General features: G+C 67.4%; 20 protein-coding genes. 2 read left to right on the top strand and 18 right to left on the bottom strand.

Features of this window, described 5'->3' with window-relative positions; genetic code table 11:
* Window positions 1-346 precede the first annotated feature (346 nt).
* Genes ACFCV3_RS17185 through ACFCV3_RS17165 form a run of 5 tightly spaced genes read right to left on the bottom strand, consistent with a single transcriptional unit; the run spans window position 347 to window position 3,905 of the window.
* Window positions 347-1,933: a class I adenylate-forming enzyme family protein gene (locus ACFCV3_RS17185; protein WP_376030954.1), complete on the bottom strand. Its 1,587-nt coding sequence runs from the start codon at window positions 1,931-1,933 to the stop codon at window positions 347-349.
* Window positions 1,930-2,433 (bottom strand): hypothetical protein, encoded by a 504-nt coding sequence (locus ACFCV3_RS17180; RefSeq protein ID WP_376030953.1) that lies wholly within the window; start codon window positions 2,431-2,433, stop codon window positions 1,930-1,932. The genes ACFCV3_RS17185 and ACFCV3_RS17180 overlap by 4 nt, the downstream gene beginning before the upstream one ends.
* The gene (locus ACFCV3_RS17175; RefSeq protein WP_376030952.1) at window positions 2,430-3,431 is read right to left on the bottom strand and encodes a beta-ketoacyl-[acyl-carrier-protein] synthase family protein; all 1,002 of its coding nucleotides are present in this window, start codon (window positions 3,429-3,431) and stop codon (window positions 2,430-2,432) included. Before ACFCV3_RS17175 ends, ACFCV3_RS17180 begins: the two co-directional genes overlap by 4 nt.
* Window positions 3,424-3,651, bottom strand: coding sequence for an acyl carrier protein (locus ACFCV3_RS17170; protein WP_376030951.1), 228 nt, complete (start codon window positions 3,649-3,651; stop codon window positions 3,424-3,426). Before ACFCV3_RS17170 ends, ACFCV3_RS17175 begins: the two co-directional genes overlap by 8 nt.
* The gene (locus ACFCV3_RS17165; RefSeq protein ID WP_376030950.1) at window positions 3,651-3,905 is read right to left on the bottom strand and encodes an acyl carrier protein; all 255 of its coding nucleotides are present in this window, start codon (window positions 3,903-3,905) and stop codon (window positions 3,651-3,653) included. Before ACFCV3_RS17165 ends, ACFCV3_RS17170 begins: the two co-directional genes overlap by 1 nt.
* Before the next feature lie 17 nt (window positions 3,906-3,922).
* Between ACFCV3_RS17165 and ACFCV3_RS17160 the strand changes: the two genes are divergently transcribed.
* A complete protein-coding gene (locus ACFCV3_RS17160) occupies window positions 3,923-4,513 on the top strand; it encodes a 4'-phosphopantetheinyl transferase family protein (RefSeq protein ID WP_376030949.1) in 591 nt (196 codons plus the stop codon).
* Here the strand turns inward: ACFCV3_RS17160 and ACFCV3_RS17155 are convergent.
* On the bottom strand, window positions 4,444-5,838 hold the full coding sequence (locus ACFCV3_RS17155; protein WP_376030948.1) for a class I adenylate-forming enzyme family protein: 1,395 nt from the start codon (window positions 5,836-5,838) through the stop codon (window positions 4,444-4,446). The two genes, ACFCV3_RS17160 and ACFCV3_RS17155, sit on opposite strands and share 70 nt — an antisense overlap.
* Window positions 5,839-6,186: 348 nt before the next feature.
* On the opposite strand from ACFCV3_RS17155, the gene ACFCV3_RS17150 reads away from it, so the two are divergent.
* Entirely contained in the window at window positions 6,187-6,624 is a 438-nt protein-coding gene (locus ACFCV3_RS17150) for a hypothetical protein (RefSeq protein ID WP_376030947.1), read from the top strand.
* Here the strand turns inward: ACFCV3_RS17150 and ACFCV3_RS17145 are convergent.
* From ACFCV3_RS17145 to ACFCV3_RS17090, 12 genes are all read right to left on the bottom strand, one after another.
* Complete coding sequence (locus ACFCV3_RS17145; RefSeq protein ID WP_376030946.1) at window positions 6,614-7,378, bottom strand: phosphotransferase; 765 nt, start codon at window positions 7,376-7,378, stop codon at window positions 6,614-6,616. The two genes, ACFCV3_RS17150 and ACFCV3_RS17145, sit on opposite strands and share 11 nt — an antisense overlap.
* The gene (locus ACFCV3_RS17140) at window positions 7,371-8,084 is read right to left on the bottom strand and encodes a class I SAM-dependent methyltransferase (RefSeq protein WP_376030945.1); all 714 of its coding nucleotides are present in this window, start codon (window positions 8,082-8,084) and stop codon (window positions 7,371-7,373) included. Before ACFCV3_RS17140 ends, ACFCV3_RS17145 begins: the two co-directional genes overlap by 8 nt.
* A gap of 387 nt (window positions 8,085-8,471) precedes the next feature.
* Entirely contained in the window at window positions 8,472-9,365 is an 894-nt protein-coding gene (gene murQ / locus ACFCV3_RS17135) for an N-acetylmuramic acid 6-phosphate etherase (RefSeq protein ID WP_376030944.1), read from the bottom strand.
* A gap of 90 nt (window positions 9,366-9,455) precedes the next feature.
* Window positions 9,456-10,343 (bottom strand): MurR/RpiR family transcriptional regulator, encoded by an 888-nt coding sequence (locus tag ACFCV3_RS17130; RefSeq protein WP_376030943.1) that lies wholly within the window; start codon window positions 10,341-10,343, stop codon window positions 9,456-9,458.
* A 36-nt stretch (window positions 10,344-10,379) separates the two neighbouring features.
* The gene (locus ACFCV3_RS17125; RefSeq protein WP_376030942.1) at window positions 10,380-12,065 is read right to left on the bottom strand and encodes a serine hydrolase; all 1,686 of its coding nucleotides are present in this window, start codon (window positions 12,063-12,065) and stop codon (window positions 10,380-10,382) included.
* Between the two features lie 35 nt (window positions 12,066-12,100).
* Window positions 12,101-13,381 carry an exo-beta-N-acetylmuramidase NamZ domain-containing protein gene (locus ACFCV3_RS17120; protein ID WP_376030941.1) on the bottom strand — a complete coding sequence of 427 codons (1,281 nt, stop codon included), beginning with the start codon at window positions 13,379-13,381 and terminating at the stop codon, window positions 12,101-12,103.
* Between the two features lie 2 nt (window positions 13,382-13,383).
* The gene (locus ACFCV3_RS17115; protein ID WP_376030940.1) at window positions 13,384-15,189 is read right to left on the bottom strand and encodes a glycoside hydrolase family 3 protein; all 1,806 of its coding nucleotides are present in this window, start codon (window positions 15,187-15,189) and stop codon (window positions 13,384-13,386) included.
* A gap of 88 nt (window positions 15,190-15,277) precedes the next feature.
* A complete protein-coding gene (locus tag ACFCV3_RS17110; RefSeq protein WP_376030939.1) occupies window positions 15,278-16,456 on the bottom strand; it encodes a low temperature requirement protein A in 1,179 nt (392 codons plus the stop codon).
* Window positions 16,453-17,538 carry a Gfo/Idh/MocA family protein gene (locus tag ACFCV3_RS17105; RefSeq protein WP_376030938.1) on the bottom strand — a complete coding sequence of 362 codons (1,086 nt, stop codon included), beginning with the start codon at window positions 17,536-17,538 and terminating at the stop codon, window positions 16,453-16,455. Before ACFCV3_RS17105 ends, ACFCV3_RS17110 begins: the two co-directional genes overlap by 4 nt.
* Window positions 17,531-18,301 carry a ThuA domain-containing protein gene (locus tag ACFCV3_RS17100; RefSeq protein ID WP_376030937.1) on the bottom strand — a complete coding sequence of 257 codons (771 nt, stop codon included), beginning with the start codon at window positions 18,299-18,301 and terminating at the stop codon, window positions 17,531-17,533. The genes ACFCV3_RS17105 and ACFCV3_RS17100 overlap by 8 nt, the downstream gene beginning before the upstream one ends.
* Before the next feature lie 22 nt (window positions 18,302-18,323).
* Window positions 18,324-19,139, bottom strand: coding sequence for a carbohydrate ABC transporter permease (locus ACFCV3_RS17095; protein ID WP_376030936.1), 816 nt, complete (start codon window positions 19,137-19,139; stop codon window positions 18,324-18,326).
* 10 nt (window positions 19,140-19,149) lie between these two features.
* Window positions 19,150-20,082, bottom strand: coding sequence for a carbohydrate ABC transporter permease (locus tag ACFCV3_RS17090; protein WP_376030935.1), 933 nt, complete (start codon window positions 20,080-20,082; stop codon window positions 19,150-19,152).

The following is a 20,082-nucleotide window of genomic DNA, read 5'->3' as shown; positions in this document are numbered from 1 at the left end:
CCCCCCGAACCAACCCCAGCCCCCACACCCTCCGAACCAGCCCCAGCCCGCACACCCTCCGAGCCAACCCCAGCCCCCACACCCTCCGAGCCAACCCCAGCCCCCTCCGCTCGGGCTTGCGTACCCTCCTGCTTTTCCTCGGCCGCAGCGGTCTGAGCCCCAGCGACCTGCCCGGCCGCATCCGCGCTGCCGTCCGCACCCACCCCGGGCACACCCGCCGCAGGCACGCCCGCACCAGAACTCGGGGCCTGCGCACCTCTCTGCTCTTCTCCGGCCGCAGCCGCCTCAGCCCCCGCGACCTGCCCGGCCGCATTCGGGCCGGCGCCAGCCGCAGAGTCCGCCGTACTCATGAGTGGGCCTCGCGGAGGGCTACCTTGCGGACTTTGCCGGTGACGGTGACGGGTACCTCGTCGACACCCACCACCGTCACGCGGCGGAGGATGGCGGCGACCTCCTCGCCGACGGCTGTGCGAACGGCGGCGGTCCGATCCACCTCGGGGGCATCCGGGGTGAGCTCGAGCAGTACGTCGGCGGAGTACTGACCGCCTTCGGCAACGATCACGACCGTGCAGTCGGCGACATCGGGCATCGCCGCGAGGATGCGCTCCTCGGACAGCGACGTGTAGAGCTGCGGGCCGTCGAACCCAGCAACCGCGTCAGGGATGCGGTCCAGGTGGAAGTAGTGCCCGGCCTCGTCCCGATAGACGAGATCACCGGTGACAAACCAACCGTTTAGTCGGAAGCGGTACGTGTTGATCGAGTCGTTCCAATACCCCGGCGACACAGTCGGCGACCGGAACCCGAGGATCCCCGCCTTCCCCGGCGGCAGCTCCTCCCCCGCCGAGCTCAGCACACTCGCCTCAGCGAACTCGTACGGCTTCCCGATACACCGCCCGTAATGCTCAGACGTGACCGTATGCGTGATGTGGAACCCGTTGTGCCCCATCTCGCTGGAGCCCAGCCCATCAATGAAATGCGACCCCGGCACCGTCACCCGACCGTCCCGCGTCACGGCCTCCCGGCTGCCAACAGCCACCAGCTTCCGGATATGCGGCTCATGCGCGCAGTCCCCGGTGTTGAACCACATCCGCACCGACTCCAGGTCCCGCCCAGCCAAGTCCTCCCGAGCCAGCCCAGCCCACGTCACCGCGAACCCGTACACCGCATGCGGCTTCCACCGCTCGATCTGCCGCAGTACCCCGCCCGCATCCTGACTCGACAGCAGCAGCATCTCCGCGCGGTTCCCGAGCACCTGATTGACCATCAGGATCGTCGCCGTATGCGGAATCGGCAGCGCGTTCAGAATCCGATCCGTCCCCTGCGCCTGCGGCATCGTGAGCAGGTGCTTCAGCGCGGCGTACAACGTCGTGTGCGTATGCAGAACAGCCTTCGGTACGCCGGTCGTCCCGCTCGTGTGCGTGATCACCACCGGATCGTCCCGATGATGCCGATACGCGTCCGGAGCCTTGGCCGGATCCCCTGTCCCGAGTTCTCGCGGCTCAGCCAGCACCTCGGCCTGCAGCAACGGTCGATGCCCGGAGTCAGCCAGTACGGCGGTCGCTCGCAACCGCCGGATGTACTCGTCCGCGATCGCCGGCGCCATCTTCCCGTTCAGCAGCGCCGGAATCGCACCGACCCGCGCCAGCGCCAGGAAGCTCAGTACGACGTCCTGCGCCTCGGTCGCCCAGACCGCGACCACGTCCCGCCGCCCGATCCCGTGCTCGTGCAACCACGCCGTACGGGCCTGAACCCGCTCGTCGAGCTCACCCAACGTCAACGGATACTCGGCCTCGAACTGATCGACAGCCGTGTCGAAGGTCAGCCCCGGACCGTCCAGATCGGCGCCCTGGGCAATCACCGTCGCCAGCACGTTCCCCGTGCCGATCGCCGGATCCGCCGCCAGCCGCGCCCGCCACCCTGCTACCTGCTTCATGACTCTCCCCCACTCACCATCTGCGCGGACGCCTCATCCGCAGCCACCTGCACGATCAGCACCTGATCGGCGTCGCCGTCCCCGATCAGCAACGCGGCCTCGTCGAACCCGCCGTCGGTCACACACACCACCGGCCCCCGCAGGTCCCACTTCGCCGCGATCCAGCCCGCGATGCTGTTCGGCACCGACTGGAAGAAGAACAACGGCCCCACTCGCTTGCCCGCAGCAACCAACTCCTGCACAGCCATCGCGCTCACGCGATCGCCCGCCGTCACCACCACAACCCCCGTCACCCCCGCAGGTCCGGTCGGCCCGGCCGCTCCGAACTCCCCGTCCACCGCCTTCCGCCGGCCCGCGCGCTCCAGACACCGCTCAGCCGCGGCCGCGGCCAACGGATTGAAGGCCGACTCGACAAACCCCGGGATCCCCGGCGGCGCACCATCCCCCGGCTCCGGCCACCGGGCCTCGGCCAGTACGACCAAGTCATGGACCTCGATCACACCGTCACCACCAAAGCCGTGTTGGCGCCCCCGAACGCCGAGTTCACCGAAACCCCGACCTGCGTCTGCACACTCCGCGGCGCATCCAGGATCACGTCGACCGGACACAGCGGATCGCTCCCGAGGTACCCCGCGTTGACCGGCAGCTTCCCTTCCAGCAACGCCTGCACCATCACCACGAACTCGACGACCCCGGACGCCTCCAGCGCATGCCCGTGCAGTCCCTTGGTAGAGCTCACTGGCGGGCTGCTCCGGAACACCGCACCGAGCGCCGCCGCCTCGGCCCGGTCGCTGAAGACCGTGCCGGTCGCATTGGCGTTCACATAACCCACCTGCTCCGGCGACACCCCGGCACGCTGCAGCGCCCGTCGCAGCGCAGCAATGAGCCCACGTCCGTCCGGTGCGGGCTGACAGGGATGGTGAGCGTCTCCCGCACGACCCCAGCCGGCCAGCCGGGCCAGTCCGACGCCAGCCTCGAGCACCACGGCTGCAACCCCGTCACCGAGCAGAGTCCCACGACGCTCCGCGCTGAACGGCCGCACGACGTTGTCCGAGGCCAGCGCACGTCCCGCATCGAACAGTGCGAACTGATACGGCTCCACCAGATACGCACCCGCCACGACGATCCGCTCCGCCCGCCCACTCCTGATCAACGCTGCCGCGTCGGCCAACGCCGTACTGCCGGACACACAAGCGCTCGTATAGATCCGGGCCGCACCGAACTCACACACCGGCGGCGCATGCATCGCCAGCAACAACGGCGTCGTACTGCGATCCACACCGGCCTGCGCGCACGCCGTGGCGATCGCCAGGTCCAGCTCCTCGTCCAGAGGCCCGGTCTCCGCGGCCAAGGCGGCGTACCGGACCCGCAGTGCGCTGGTGTCGAACCGCTGTACCTCGGCAAACGCGGGCACACCGGAGAGCTGCGCCTCGGGACCACGTCCGAGGGCAGTCAGGATGGAGAGTCCGGTCACGGCGACCGGGCGGCGTTCAGACATGACTGGCCAGCACCTCAGCCAGTACGGCGACCGCCGCGTCGATCGTGGTGATCCGCTCGAGCTGTTCGTCCGGCAGCTCCACGCCGTACCGCTGCTCGACCTGATGAACCAGCCAGGCCAGTTCCATCGAGTCGATCCGCTCAGTACCTGGTGGACGCTGGCCGAGGCCGGACAGCCAGTCGATGATCTCTACCCGCCCGGGCGGGGGCTGGGTGGTCATCAGACCTGCTGTGCGACCCGGCCGGCCACCTCGGTGGTGAACTCGCCGACCGTCATCAACGCCAGCTGCTCGGACTCGTCGTCGGAGAAGCGGACGCCGTACTTGTCCTCGACCCGGACCGACAGGTCGGCCAGCGCGAGCGACTCGAGGTCGACCCCGGCCGGGCCGAGCGTGGTGTCGTCGTCGATCCCGTCGACGTCGTAGTTCATGTCCTGCAGTTGCGCGATGACGAAATCGCGAACCTCGTCCTTCATCGGGTTACCTTCCCTCTGTGGATGATGCTGTTGATGTGTGGACTGCGCCGGCCGGTGACGACTCCCGCGCCACTGCCCACGCCTTGCTGCTCTCGCTGGCCGGCACCCTGGTCACCGACCCGGTGCTGCAGCACGCTGCGAACGGCCGGCCGGAGATCGCCGGGCTGACGGTGAGCCTCAGCCACAGCCGCTCGCTCGTCGCGGTGACCGCACGCCGTACCGGCTCGATCGGGATCGACCTCGAGGACGTGTATCCGCGCTCGGTGAGCGGACTCGCCCAACGCTGGTTCGAACCTGATGAGCTGGAGTGGATGGCCGGTGACCTGCACGCGTTCCTGCAGCTGTGGACCGCCAAGGAAGCCGTCGGCAAAGCGCTCGGCGTCGGCCTGCGGAACTCGGGCCTGCGGCGACGCGTCCCGTTCGGCGACGGGCCGGTCGACTCGGTCCCCGGCCTGTACGTCGTCCGCCTGCCGCTCGAGAGCGCCGTACTGGCGGTGGCGCTCGACGAACCGCCTCCTGCGATCGTGCTGACCGAGCATCACGGCACCGCCTTGCGCAGCACGGTGAGGTCGCGGACCAGCTTCCCGGTCGTTGTCCGCGGCAACTGATCGAGTACGTGCAGCGTCCGCGGCCGCTTGTACGACGCCAGCCGCTGGGACAGCTCGGCCTCCAGTCGGGCGGTCTCGCGGCGTTCGTGGAGTTGCAGGTAGGCCGTGATCGAGCCGTCGAAGACGACGACCGCGGCCTCGACGCCTCGCAACGTTCCGAGCGTGTACTCGACCTCGGTCAGGTCGACCTTCAGCCCACCGACCGAGACCTGCGAGTCCAGCCGGCCCTTGATACTGACCAGCCCGCTCTCCGGGTCGACGATCCCGGCATCACGCGTCCGCAGCCAGCCGTCCGACCAGCGCGCCGGATCGGACAGACCGAGGTACGGCGACTCCTTGCGGGCGATCTGCAGTTCCCCGTCGACCACCCGTACGTCGATCCCGGGCGCGGGCCGGATCGCGGGGCGATGGCGGCCGAACAGATCGGTGCCGATGACACCGACCTCGGTCATCCCGTACATGTTCCCGAGCGGAACGCCGTACTTCTGCTCGAACGCATCCGACACGGATTGCGGCACGAGCTCGCCGCCGGTCGTCATGCGTTTGAACTGCGGCAACCAGGGTGGCTGCTGAACCGAGGCCAGCAAGCCGATGTGGAACGGGACTCCGAGCACCGTGGCCGGTGTGGTCCCGGCCGCGATCGCGTGCACGATGGCATCGCCGGTGAGGCGGGCGGGCGGTACGAGCTCGACTCCGGCGTGCAGGCCGTACAAAAGGCCGCCGACCAGACCGAGCACATGCACCATCGAGGGCAGCAGAATCAGCCGTTCGTTCTTAGTGGGTACGCCGTCGATCTGCGTGTACCTGTTGATTTCCTCGACCAGATCCTCGGCGGTCCGGCCGATCACCTTGGACGGCCCGGTCGACCCCGAACTCAGCTGCACGACCGCATGCGCCGTATTGGCCGGATGACCCGAGTAGCTGGCCAGATCGGCACCCACGTCGTGGAACGTCCGCAACCCGGCCGGCACCGGCTGATCCGCCGACACCACCACCTGCGGCACCAGCCGCTCGATCGCCCGCCGCACCTCGTAGTCGGTCAGCCGGTGGTCCAGCAGGATCGCCTGCCCACCACTGCGCCAAACCGCCAGCAAATGCGCCACAAAAGCCACCGACGGTGGTAACCGTAAAGCCACCGCACCACCGGCGCGAAAACCGGCCTGCGCCAGTTCATTTTGCCGTTGCTGCACCAGCGTGCGCAGTTTCCCGCGGTCGATCACTTCCGGCAGGCGTAAACAGACGTCAGCCGCCGGTCCCGCCAGCAGTACGTCGTCGACCCAGCCGGCACCCAGCATGCCTGCGGGCACGACGACAGACTCGTCCATGGCCATCCGAGCTCCAAAGCCGTTGCACACAAAGGATTCGAAGGCCAGCACCCCCACCAAGGCCTGGCGATGACTGGACGATACGACACGATCACACAGCCGCGCTATGGACCAGAAGTAGTGATCCCATCACGCGAAGCAACCCCTCAAAACAAACGTTCCAACCCCCGAAAAACAAACCGGGAAGAATTCCGCGAAGGGTTAGAAATGGACTACCTTTGCGCGCCGCCGAAGGGTTCCCCGCACGCATCCACGGATCGCATCCAAAGGACATCGAAACTTTTTTGCCCGGTACCCCGCGGGAGTGCACCGGCCACCGATGAGCCGCCACTGATCTACTTTGATGCGGTGAGCGAACGAGAAGTTGCCGACCTCCGGGACGCCGTGGCGAACAAGCTGGCCGCCTACGCCGCGCGCCTGCCACAGGCCGCCGTCACCCGCCTCGACGACGGGGACATCCGGCTCACCATCGACGGCCACCGGCCCGCCGCGGTCGTCATGCAGGACAGCACGGAAGTCTTCGTCCTGAAACTGAGTACGTGCTACTCCAGCTACCAGACCGCCTACGACGACGAGACCAAACTGGAGACCGTCGACGACCTCCTCGAGGAACTCGACGTCTACCTCGAAGGCCGCTACTACGAGAAGGTCTACGAGTCCGCCTCCGGCGAGGAACTCCACCGCGACCTCTACCTGAACGGCGCCCACTTCGGCGGCTCCCACGACTTCCCCCGAGCCCAGCTCCGCCGCCTCCGAGCCAAACGCAACTACACCATCACGCCGTGAGGAGCGTCGCGCGGTTCGCCAGAATGTAGGCGACTGCTGCGCGATACCCACCGGCGTGGTCCTCGTCGCGATGTACGTCGAATGCCGGGTTGCCGGCCTTCACCTGGTGCTCGATGTTTGCCGCGTGGCCCAGTAGCCGCAGGCCGATCAGGTCCACCAGCTCGGCCGGCTCGACGCCCAGGCCGTACGAATCGCAGAACAACCGCAACCGCCGAGCGCGATCCGGCTCCTCGTCCCAGCCGAACGGCGCCAACCACGCCGGCGGATGAAACGGCACGAACTGGTGCGCGGCGTACGCGAGATCCCAGCGCCGGTTCGACGGCCGGATCGTGTCCCAGTCGATGATCCCGACCACCTCGGACCCGTCGAACACCAGGTTCCACGGCGCCAGATCATGATGCCCGATGCAATCGATCTGCACCGGCGCGGCCACCTCCAGGTCGTGCCACTCCCCGTCAACCGCGACAAACCCAGCTGTCGCGTCATGCAACCGCCGTACCGCACGCGCCACACTCACCAACGCCTCATCAGAGCGAATCTCCTCCGACAACGGCGGATACCCAGCCACGCCCTCAACGTACGTCAACGTCTCGGTCTCGTCACCCACCTCGACCACCCGAGGCGCCAAGTCGAACCCCGCCTGCTCCAAATGCCGCAGCAAGGCCTGCGAGTTCGCCGAACCACGCCGTCGTACGACGGTCTCTCCACGCCGCACCGGCTTCGAGAACCGCCCACCGCTCAGTTCCTCATCCACCGTCGAAGCCTAAGGTCGCCACAACCATCCCCGTCCCCACCCACCGAATCCCAGTGAACCCAGCGCGCCGCAACACCTGGTCGAGCTCACCGACACTGATGACGCGCCGGCGCAGCACGTCCACATCCGTGGTGCCGTCGTCGTGCCGCCAGGTCCGATGCGTCAGCTGCAGCCGTCGCTCCGCATCCCAGGCAGACATCACCTCGACACTCGCCGCGACGAGCTCGGTCTCGACCCGAACCGTCTGCTTGACCGACTCGGTCCGAGGAGTCGTCAACGTCGAGATCACGACGATCCCCCGGTCCTCGACATGCACCCGCAGAGTCTCCGCGGCCGCGCGCAGATCGTCGTCGGTCCGCAGATACGACAGGCTGTTGCCCAGACAGGTCACCAGCTCGAACCGCCGCCCGAGCCGAACCGACCGCAGGTCACCGCACCGCAGATCCACCCCATGCCGCTGCCGGCCGTAATCGACCATCTGCCTCTGCAGATCAACCCCGACCGCCGCAGCCCCGAACTCGTCCCGAAGCGCCGCAAGATGCCGCCCCGTCCCACACCCAAGATCCAGAATCCCCGCAGGCGACCCACCAACCAACCGCACCACGGCCGGCACGACACCGTCATCGCCCATCATCGCGTCGTACAAAGCCGGCCGCCGATACGAAAGATTCGACCGAGCCAGCAAACGCCCCGCCCTATCGTCCACCACCACACCCACCCCACCCCTAGACCCCCACCGTGTCACAGTCCTCCCCTCACACCGGGCGGGGCGGGCGGACCTGTGCCACTGAGCAAGCCGCTGCTGGGCCGCCCAGACAGGACCCACTGAGCGTGAACCAGGCCACCCGCGCGCAGTTAGACAGTGCTGGCGGTCCGCTATCCGCCGACCGGGACCGCAATCCGCACAGTGGGTTCACTCGCCGCGCCACACCAGGCAGTCCACCTCGACTGGCGGGACCGTGCCGACAGCGCGGCGCACAACGGCCGAGTATCGGGGGTACGCACACCCCGTTGGGGCCGTGAACAGGTAATACCTTGTCCACCCCCACCAGTTCCTGTTCAAGCCCGCCAGGTCCGGCCGTCGGTTGTGGGGTCAGGCGTGGGTGTTGAGGGTGGTCAGGGCGGTGGCTACGCGGCCGTGGGCGGCGGTGAGGGCGTCTCGGGCGGCTGGGATGGGGGCGCCGGTGAGGAGGTGGACTAGGGCTGGTTTCAGTTCGCCGTCGGCGGCGGCCAGGGCTGATTCGCAGGCGTCGGGGTCGGCGCCGGTGGCTTCGGCGAGGATGCGGAGCATGCGGTTGCGGAGCTTCTGGTTGGTGGCGACCAGGTCGACCATCAGATTGGACCAGGTGCGGCCGAGTTTGATCATCAGCGTGGTGGAGAACGCGTTGAGGATCATCTTCTGCGCCGTGCCGGCCTTCAACCGGGTCGAGCCGGCGATGACCTCGGGGCCGGTGTCGGCGGCGATCACGATGTCGGCCAGGGGCGCCAGCGGGGCATCCGGGTTCGACGTGATCAGGACGGTGGCGGCTCCGGCGGCGCGGGCGGCCTTCAGAGCACCGGCGACGTACGGCGTGCTGCCTGAGGCGGCGAGGCCGATGGCGATGTCGCGGGCGGTGACGAGGGCGGCATCGTCGGCGCCGCCCTGTTCGGAGTCTTCGACGTTCTCGACGGCGCGGAGGAGTGCTTCCATCCCGCCGGCGTGGTGGGCGACCACCAGACCGTCAGGGACGTGGAACGTCGGAAGCAGTTCGGCGGCATCCAGCACCGCGAGGCGGCCCGACGTACCGGCGCCGAAGTAGTGCACCCGGCCACCGCGCCGGACCGCTTCGACCGCGCGGTCGACGGCCTCGGCCAGCTGCGGGAGAACAACTGCGACCGCACCGGCGACCGAGGCGTCCTCGGCGTTGACCATGCGCAGGATCTCGGACGTACCCACCGCATCGATGGCGAGCGTGCGGGGATTGCGCTGCTCCGTCGGTGTCGTCACAGTGTCGATGTTAGTTTTCTACTGAAGGATTTTCAATTCTGTTCATCGTTGACAGAAAGGATTGACGTAACGATCTGTACCCGACCGGTCTCACTCCGAACTCTTGAGCCGGTGCCCGCGCACCGAGGTCGCCGTCTGCTCCAGCGCCTTCCGAGCGTCCGGCAGCACCTGCTGGGCGACGCCGATGAACAGGCAGTCGATCACCGTCAGCTGCGCGATCCGCGAGGACATCGCCCCCGACCGGTACGTCGTCTCCCGCGCGGCCGTGGTGAGCATCAGGTCGGCGGTCCGGGCCAGCGGTGAGCGCGGGAAGTTGGTCACGGCGACCGTGGTGGCGCCGTGCTTGGCGGCCTCCTCGAGCGCCTCGACGACCTCGACGGTCACACCTGTGTGCGAGATACCGATCGCGACATCGCCGTCCCCGAGCAGGGCGGCCGACGGCAGCGCCATGTGGACATCGGACCAGGCGAAGGAGACCCTGCGGATCCGGTGCAGCTTCTGCTGCAGGTCAAGGGCCACGAACGCACTGGCACCGAAGCCGTAGATGTCGACGCGCGGTGCGTTCACCACCGCGGTCACCACCTTGGCGAGGGCGTCGATATCCACCTGCTGCGCGGTCTCGCGAACGGCGCGCTCGTCGGCGAACGCGACCTTGCGGACCACGTCGTCGAGCGAGTCACCAGGCTCGATGTCGCCACCGACCTCGGGCCGGAGGTTCTCCGTGGCCGACTGGGCCGCCAGCTGCAGGCGGAGCTGCGGATAGCCGGGGACGCCGATCTGCTTGCAGAACCGGATGACCGTGGTCTCTGAGGTGGAAGCCACCTCGGCCAGTTCGGAGATCGTCATCGCAGCCACTCCGCCCGGGTCCGCGAGGACCGCGTTCGCCACCCGCTGCTCGGCCGGCGCCAGCGCGGGCATCACCGCGCGGACTCGGACCAGCAGCGGCCCCGTGGGTTCTGGAGAGGTTGTTGAGCTCATGACTGCCACGGTACGGCGACTATGCACCAGATGGGATCACCGACGCGAAAGTCTCCAACCTGTTGCCGTAAATGACTCCGGCGTGCGTTCCCCGTCGAGAAGAACATCACGTCCGCTCGTGATCTTCACACCATCCACGTAGACACCGCGGCCCTGGTACAGCGGATCGGTCGTGTACCGCCAGCGCACCGACCGCTCACCAGCGGCCAGCTCGGCCGTCACCTGATGCCAGTGCCGGTCGCCGGAACCGCTGATCGTCCCGTCGGTGTCGATCACCGAACCGCGGTCCCGCACCGTGAACGGCACCTTGGTCCACGTCTGCCCATCGGTCGACGTCTCCAGATACAACAGATCCGAGTCCTCGGTGTCCACGAACAAATCGAACGCGAGCTTCGCCCCAGCAGCCGGTACGGCGACCGAGGTGGCGAGCGTCGTCGTCGCGGCATCCGTCGTCCCGGAGAACCACGCGTCCTTGCCGTGGCGCGGACCGACCCCGAGTGCCAGCGCGAGCCCTTGGGCAACAGCCCGCCGGGCCGGGTTGTTCGAACCCCAACTGCGGCTCGGATGCACGCGGTTGGTGAGCAGGATCGCGAACGACCGCGAGTCGAAGTCGATCACCAGCGACGTACCGGTGTAGCCGGTGTGCCCGGCGGTCCGCGGCCCGGACAGGCCGGCCATGTACCAGCGCTGGTTCAGCTCGAAGCCGAGGCCGTGATCGTTGCCCGGGTAGGCCTGGTTGAAGTTCGTGATCATCGCGGTCACCGAGGATTCCTTGAGGATCCGGGCTCCGCGGTAGCTGCCGCCGTTCAGGAAGGTCTGCGCCAGCACGGCCATGTCGTCCGCCGTACTGAAGACGCCCGCATGGCCGGCCACGCCGTCCAGCGACCAGGCGTTCTCGTCGTGCACCGAACCCCAGACCATCCCGCGGGCCGGTGCCGTCTGATACTCCGTCGCGGCGATCCGCGGCTTCTTCTTGGCATCCGGGTTGTAGCCGGTGTCGCGCATCTGCAGCGGCTTCGTGATGCCGTCGGCAACCAACTTGTCGAGCGACTTGCCGCTCACCCGGTGCACGACCTCGCCGAGCGCGATCAGGTTCAGGTCGCTGTAGAGGTAGGTCTTCCCAGCTGGGCCTGTCGGCTTCGCGGTCAGTGCCATCTGCAGCCGCTCGGCCGGAGTGGGCTTCGAGCTCCACAGCGGCAGCCACGACGGCAGCCCGGTGGTGTGCGTGAGCGCCTGCCGCACCGTGACCGCCTGTTTGCCGTTCTCGGCGAACTCGGGCACGTACTTCGCGATCGGCTCGTCGAGCCCGACCTTGCCCTTCTCGACCTGCTGCAGCACCACGATCGAGGTGAACAGCTTCGAGACCGAGGCCATGTCGAAGATCGTGTCCGGCCGCATCGGGATCTGCTGGTCGGCGGGCAGCTCGGTCCCGTTGCCATCGGCATACTTCAGCGCCAGCCCGGTCGCCTGCCGGGTGACCACGCGACCGTCGTGACCGAGCAGCGTCACCGCCCCGGCGAACAGCGGCTTCGTCGTACCGGCCGGCTTGGTCCAGGCCTCGACCTGAGCCAGCGCGGCATCGATCGGGGCCGGATCCAGCCCCGCGCGAGCAGGAGTCGAATCACGGAGCAGGGTGGTCTTCGGGGCGTACCCGTCATAGGGCCGGTCGAACCGGCCAGACTTGTTGCCATGGGCAACCGCAGGGGAAGTCATCGTCAGCATCACCGCAGAGGCTATCGTGAGGGCAAGGGTGCGTTTCACCGGTTCGGTCCCTTGTAGAGCAGGTACTTGGCCCGGCGCGCGGTCCACGCGTCGGTCTCGGCCTTCCAGGCTGCCACGATCTCCTCGGCACTGGCATCGGCCAGCAGCATGGTCCGGAACCGGTCGGATCCGGTGAGCAGATCGATCCAGCGGCCGGGTGGGTTCTCGGTCCGCCAGGTGAAGCCCGGATAGAGCTTGCGTGCCTCGACGATCATATGGGTGGCGGCCGTGATCGCCTCCACCTTCGAAGGATCAGTGATCTGCACCTGCACCCCGCCGCACAGCACGTTCGCGTTCTTACTGATCGTCGGCGTGAAGTAGGCCTCCCGGAACGCCACCCCCGGAATCTTCTTCGCCTGCAACGCCTGCGCCCAGCGATAGTCGACGTACGGCGCTCCGATCAGCTCGAACGGCCTGGTCGTGCCACGCCCCTCGGACATGTTGGTCGCCTCGAACAGGCACGTCCCGGGGTAGAGCAGCGCGGTGTCCGGTGTCGGCATGTTCGGGCTGGGCATCACCCATGGCAGCCCGGTGTCATCGTACAGCTGGTCGCGCGTCCAGCCACGCACCTGGATGACCTGCAGCTCCTTCAGCCGAGCACCGTTGGTGTCGATCGGCAGGTACTCCGCGTTGAAGATCCGGGCCAGCTCGCCGACCGTCATGCCGTGCTGCTGGATGATCTCGCGCTTGCCGACGCCGGACGTGTACCCGGGCTTCAGCATCGGACCACGCGCCGACCCACCGGTCGGATTCGGCCGGTCCAGTACGACGAAGCGCGCGCCGGTGCGGACCGCCGCCAGCATCGCCTCGTACATGGTCCAGATGTAGGTGTAGAACCGGGCTCCGACGTCCTGGATGTCGAAGACGACCGTCTCCACCCCGGACTTCGTGTAGAGGTTGACCAGCTTGTCCGCGTTCGCGCCGTACGCGTCGTAGACCATGATCCCGGTCCGCGGATCGACGTGGTCACCCTCGGACCCACCGGCCTGCGCGGAACCCCGGAAGCCGTGCTCGGGCCCGAAGACCGCGGCCACGTTGACCTTCCCGGAGGCGTGCATGACGTCGACCACGTGGTTGAAGTCGGGCAGGATGCCGGTCGGGTTGCTGATCACGCCGACCTTCTGGCCGGCGAGTGCCTTCCAGTCGTCCTTGGCCAGCACCTCGGCCCCGGTCATCACCTTCCGGCCGCCTCCGGGATGCGCCACCGCAGCCGGTACGTCGAGCAGCGGCGCGGCGGCGATCACACCGGCGCCGGCAAACAGAGTGCGTCGTTTCATCGTCACCAGCTCATTCCGTGGCCGAAGGGGTACAGGACTTTCTCCGGTTTACCGGCGACCGGGATGTCGACCGGCAACTTGCCGGTCGGCGTGATCTCGCCGTACAGGGCCTTGGCCAGCGACTCCATCGACACTGCGGCATAGCCGTAGGTGGCCAGGAACGTCGGTGCGGCCTCGTAGTAGGCGATGTCGTAGGGATCCTGGACCGCCACGACGATCACCGGTTTGCCGGTGGCCAGCAGATCGTTGACCAGCTTCCGTTGCTTGCCGAGCCGGTCGGTCACCTTCGAGTCCCACGCCTTCCGCGTCAGGACGACGGTGACGTCGTTCTCCGCGGCCTTCGCCACCGAGCCCGCGATCGCGGCATCGGTCGGCGCGGCGCCGGTTTGGGCGACGGTGGTGACCGCCCCGCGTTTGGCGAGGCTGTTCGCAAGGTTCTGCGTGGTTGAAACGCCCCAACCGGTGACGAGAATCTTCCGCGGGGTGTTGCTCAGCGGGAGCGTCTTCGCGTTGTCCTTGACCAGCGTGATGCTCTTGTCGACGATCTTCTGGGCCGTGGCCAGGCTGGCCGCCGGGCCCATCGCCGCGGGCACCTTCGCAACGTCGACGTACGGCTGGAAGAAGACGCCGTTCTTCAGTTTGAGCAGCAGGATCCGCAGCAGGCTCTCGTCGATCCGCCGCTCACTGATCCGGCCGGAGCGGACGGCATCGAGGACCGCGTTGTACTGCACGTCCGGCGCCGGCGGCAGCAGCAGCTGGTCGACCCCGGCCTCGATCGCCCGGACCGCGACCTCGGCGTCGCCGTACTGCAGGCGCACCGCGGCCATCTCCAGCCCATCGGTCACGATGACCCCGCGGAACCCGAGCTGTTTCCGCAGCACGCCGGTCAGGATCGGCTTGCTCAGCGTCGCCGGGTCACCGGACGGATCCAGCGCCGGTACGACGATGTGCGCGGTCATGATCGAGTCGATCCCGGCCTTGATCGCCGCCTTGAACGGTGGCGCGTCGATCGTGTTCCACTGCTCCAAGGTGTGGTTGATCGTCGGCAGGTCGTTGTGACTGTCCTCGACCGTGTCACCGTGGCCGGGGAAGTGCTTCGCGGTCGCGGTGATCCCGGCATCGCGCTGGAAGCCGTGTACCTGCGCGGCCGTCATGTCGGAGACCAGCTTCGGGTCACTGGAGTACGAGCGGGTGCCGATCACCGGGTTGAGCGCGTTGACGTTCACGTCGGCGTCCGGTGCGTAGTCCTGCCGGATCCCGATCGCCTTCAGCTCGCGGCCGGTGATCGCGGCGGCTGTCCGGGCGTCCGCCGTACTGCGGGTGGCGCCGAGCGCCATGTTGCCGCCGAACTGCGTGGCCGGCGGACCGATCCGCGTCACCACCCCTTGCTCCTGGTCGGTGGCGATCAGCAGCGGGACGTGCAGCCCGGTCCCGATCGCAGCCTGCTGGAGCTGGTTGGACAACGTCGCGACCTGGCTCGGGTTCTGCACGTTGCCGCGGCCGTCGAAGTAGATCCAGCCACCCGGTTTGTACTTCTCGACCACCTCGGCGGGCGTGGCGACGCCGTACAGCTTGGTGTTGCGTGCGTCCGGCTGCTGCGCGTCCGGCCCGTAGGCGAACAGCACGAACAGCTGCCCGACCTTCTCCTCCAGCGACATCCGCTGGATGGTCCGCCCGACCTGCGCGGCGGGGCTCAGGTCCTCGGGTTCAGGGGGTTTGGCGGTGGCCGTCATCGACACTCCCGCAACAGTGGTGGCCAGGGCGAGCCCGGCCAGACAGAGGCGGCGAACAATGGGCAAGGCGGGCATGGCGGACCCCCAACAGTAAGTGACTTACAGGCGCAGCCCCCGATGGCGAAAGTTAACCACAGCCCCGCCACAGTGGGTCAAGGGCAAACTACTGCTCGCCACCGACAGTTACTGGAGGTCGCACAACAAGCGTCACCACAATCGCCACCATCAGCACGGTGGTAACGATGAACGGCACCGGAACAATCGGGTCGAAAAGCACCAGGACAGCCCCCAGCGGTACGACGATGTTGACCACCCGATCGGCGTTCGCGCGCAGAGCGATCCACCAGATCCCGAGCACGAAGAGCGCGATCGGAACCGTCATCGTGAACGACGCGACGAACTCGCTGAGCTTGCTGTGATGAGTGATGACATCGATCTGCGCCTCGACGCCGGCCGAGAACGCGCCCGCCGCAGCGAACACGAAGAAGTGCACATAGCCGTAGCGCAGTGAGCTGCGGAACGACGTGATCGCATTGTGGTGCGGTGGCCAGAAATAGATCCACCACATGGCAGCAGTAACGAGCAGGGTGAGCACCGAGATCGTGATGAGCGGCGGCAGCCCCTCGTCCTCGTGCACCGCCTCGATGATCGCGTTGGCCGACGCCAGCAGGCTCTCACCGAGCAGGATGAGCGTGAACAGGCCGTACCGCTCGGTGATGTGGTGCGGGTGCCGTGGCGTGGTCTGATCACCTCGGCGCTCGGCCACGACCGGCACGGAGATCTCGGCGATGGCGAGGATCAGCCAGCCGATCAGGGTCATCTCGTGCGGCAGGAAGGTCAGCGCGATCCAGAGCACTTGGACGACGGCGATGCCGCCGGCGTAGGTCAGTGCGAGCCGGCGGGTCTCCGGGGCCGACGTGGAGGCGCGCAGCCACTGCGCGATCATCGAGACCCGCATCACGACGTACCCGACCACGACGACCCGGAAGTCCTCGTTGTCGAAGACGCGCTCGATACCGGCCGCGAGCACCAGCACGCCGCCCATCTGGAAGATCGTCAGCACCCGGTAGAGCCAGTCGTCGGTCGCGAACGACGTGGCGAACCAGGTGAAGTTCATCCAGGCCCACCAGATCGCGAAGAACACGATCACGAACGACAGCACTCCGTGGGCGATGTGGTCCTCACTGAGCGCGTGGTGCAGCTGGGCGGCCGCAACGCTCACGGCCACCACGAACACCAGGTCGAAGAACAGCTCCAGTGTGGATGCCGTGCGCCCGGGCTCCTGCGGGTCCCGCGGGCGCATCGGCGTCAACCGCATGCGGGGTGTGCTGCTCGTCGTCATGGCTCCAGAGTCTTCAGCACGTCCGGCCATCCCTCCAAGCAGGCTCGCACAGCGGTGTCTGACGCAGTAGCGATCGCTTCCGCATGCGCAGCAGTCAGTACGTCGGCAATCCGGACCGGCGCACCAGTAGCGGCGGACTGTACGGCGGCCTCCACCATGGCCACGCTGATGACGTTGGAGTGCACCTCGGACTGCGGCACCGTCCCCGAACGGACCGCCGCAACGAACTCAGCCAACGAGCCTGCGATCTCCTCGGGCTCCTCCAGCAGCTCCGCGACCAGGGTCTCTCCAGAGGTGAGCTCCGCGGCCGGTGCGTTGTCGCCGTCCCAGTACGCCGTTCCGCCGGCCGCACTGGCTCGCCAGCGACCGTTCCACGAGGTCTCCAGGCCCGGGGCACACCAACTGCCGTTGAACGCGAACCTGGTCCCGTTGGCGAAGGTGAACACGGCATTGGCCGCTGCATTGCCCTCGAACCAGCTCCACGCCGGGTTGTAGGAGTCGCAGTACACCGACACCGGCGCGGAACCGATCAGTTTGCGGGCCAGGTCGAACTGGTGGATCGCCATGTCGACCAGCAGAGGCTCAGCCATCACCTCGCGGAAACCACCGAAGTGCGGCGCCTTGTAGAACTCACACACCAGCGTGCCCACCGGTCCGAGCTGAGCGATCTGGCGAGCGAAGGCGTTGCCGGCCCGGAAGTACCGCCGGGACTGCGACACCATCAGCAGCTTGCCGCTGAGCTCAGCCGCGGCGACCATCTGCAGCCCCTCGCGCACAGTCTCGGCCAGCGGCTTCTCCGACAACACCGGCAACCCGAAGCGCAGTGCAGTCGCGCTCACGATCGGATGGGCCGCCGGAACCGTCACGTCGATGACCGCCTCGGCCGAAGCCGCCAGTTCGTCGATCGCCGCGGCCACGGGCAGGTCGCCGTACCCATGCTCGTCGGCCGCTCTCCGAGCCAGCCCGGTGTCGAGATCGACCAGGCCGACCAGCCTGACGTCCGGGTTCGCAGCGATCGTGCGGAGCCACGCGTGCCCCATCCCGCCGGCGCCGACCTGCAGAATGCGCAGGGGCTCAGGCATCGGCCGCCTCCTCGATCGGTCCGCCATAGCCGTGACCGTTGAAGAAGTCACCGGTTTCGTACCGCAGCAGCGTCGGTACGCCGCGCTCCGGGCGATCGGACTTCGCCCAGGCCACGCCGTTCGCGATCACCTTGCGGATGTCCTTGTGGTGGTAGACCGGGTAGTCCTGGTCACCAGGCGAGAAGTAGAAGATCTTCCCGTGCCCGCGGCGGAACGTGCAGCCGGACCGGAAGGCCTCTCCACCACTGAACGTCGAGATGAAGATCAGCTCGTCCGGCACCGGAATGTCGAAGAACTCGCCGTACATCTCCTGCTGCTCGATCTCGATCGGGTGCGGCACCCCCTGCGCGATCGGGTGCGTCGGACTCACCGTCCAGACCAGCTCACGGTCGCGCTCACTACGCCAGCGCAGGGTGCACGACGTACCCATCAGCTTGCCGAAGATCTTCGACCAGTGACCGGAGTGCAGGACGATGAGCCCCATACCGGCCAGCACGTGCTGGTAGACCCGCTCGACCACCTTGTCCTCGACCTCACCATGCGCCGCGTGCCCCCACCAGACGAGGACATCGGTGGCTGCCAGCACCTCCTCGGTCAGACCGTGCTCGGGCTCATCCAGAGTCGTGCTGGAAACGTCGGCCTCGAGGTTCTCGCGGATACCGGCGGCGATGGTGTTGTGCATGCCGTCGGGGTAGATCTCGGCGACATGCGGCTCGGTCTGCTCGTGCCGGTTCTCGCCCCAGACGAGTACGCGAATCGTCATCTGTAGATGTCCTTTTCAGGAGTTACTTGACCGCTCCGCCGACGGCGCCGGCGGCGATGTACTTCTGGGCGACGATCAGCAGCACGACAGCTGGGATCGCCGACAGGACCGCGGTGGCCATCACCGCGTTCCAGTTCTGTACCTGGGTGCCCAGGTACTGGTAGATGCCGAGGGTCACCGGCCGGACGCCGCCCTTGGTGGTCAGCGTCAGCGCGAACAGGAAGTCGCTCCAGGAGAACAGGAAACTGAACAGTCCCGCGGTGATGAGCGAGTTCCGGCTGATCGGCAGCACGATCGCGACGAACGCCCGGAACAGTCCGGCGCCGTCGACCCGCGCGGCCTCCACCAGCGAGGGTGGCAGCGAGAGCATGAACGAGCGGAGGATCAGGATCGCGAACGGCAGCGCGTTGCTGCAGTTCGCCACGATCAGCCCGGGGATCGAGTTCAGCAACCCGATCCGTTCGTACGCCGTGTAGAGCGCGTTCGCGATCACGATCCCCGGGATCATCTGCGAGATCAGGATCGCCAGCAGGCCGATCGACACCCAGCGGGACCGGAACTGGGACAGCGCGTACGCACAGGGCGCTGCGATCGCCAGGCTCAGCAGGACTGTCCCGGTCGCGATGATCAGGCTGGTGACCAGGTTGCCGCCCTGCTCACTGAGCGCCCGCCGGTAACCGGCGAAGCTCGGGTCGAGCGGGAGGAAACCGGCCGTCAGGGTGTTCCCGGACGGTTGCAGCGACGCGTTCACCATCCAGTAGACCGGGAACAGCAGCACGGCCAGGATCACGATGCCGATCATCGTGTACGTCGCTCGGCGGGTGGCCGAATCCGTCATCGCCGCCTCCTCACTCGTCCACCGCACGGCGGGTGCTGCGCAGGTAGAAGATCGCGAACACGAACGAGAGCGCGATCAGCAGATTGCTCAGCGCCGCGCCCTCACCGAACTTGAAGTCGACGAAGGACCGTTCGTACGACTGGGTCGCGAGCGTCTGGGTTGCGTTGGCCGGGCCGCCGCCGGTCAGTCCGAGGATGATGTCCAGCACCTTGATGGTGTAAACGACCCCGAGCATCAGCAGTACGCCGGCCACCGCGCGCAGGTTCGGCCAGGTGATGTGCGTGAACGCGCGCCAGCCGGTCGCCCCGTCCAGCTGGCCGGCCTCGTACAACTCCTCGGGGATCTCGGCCAGACCGGAGTACAGCAGGGTGACGTTGAACGGGATACCGATCCAGATGTTCACCCCGATCACCGCGATCAGGGCGACCGACGGCGAGTTCAGCCACGGCACCGGCTGCTCGATCAGGTGCAGGCCGGTGAGGGTGCGGTTGAGAATGCCGTTGTCCTGCTCGAGGATCGAGCGCCAGGTCGCGCTCGACACGATCAGCGGCAGCAGCCAGGGCAGCAACAGCAACGACCGCAGCAGACCGCCGAGGGGAAATTTTCTCCGGAAGAACAACGCCAGTGCCAGCCCGATGCCGAACTGGAAGGCGATCGAGCCGATGGTGAACAGCGCGGTGTTCACCATCGCCTGCGAGAACAGCTGATCACTCACCATCGCCGAGTAGTTCTTCAGCCCGACGAACGGCGCCTGACCGGTGAAGAACGTGCGCAGGCCGTAGTCCTGCAGGCTCATCACCAGGTTCTTCACCACTGGGTACCCGAACAGCGCGCCCATTGCGAGCACAGCCGGCAGCACGAACAAGACCTTGGTCAGGCTCTCGCCACGCCGGCCACGCCCCCGCCGTACGGCGACTGTCCGGGTCAGTGTCGCCTGCGCCAT

It is taken from the genome of Kribbella sp. NPDC056345, assembly GCF_042262745.1.
Taxonomy (GTDB): Bacteria; Actinomycetota; Actinomycetes; order Propionibacteriales; family Kribbellaceae; genus Kribbella.
The sequence above is the reverse complement of the archived record's forward strand: the minus strand, read 5'-3'. Positions and strand labels throughout refer to the sequence as shown.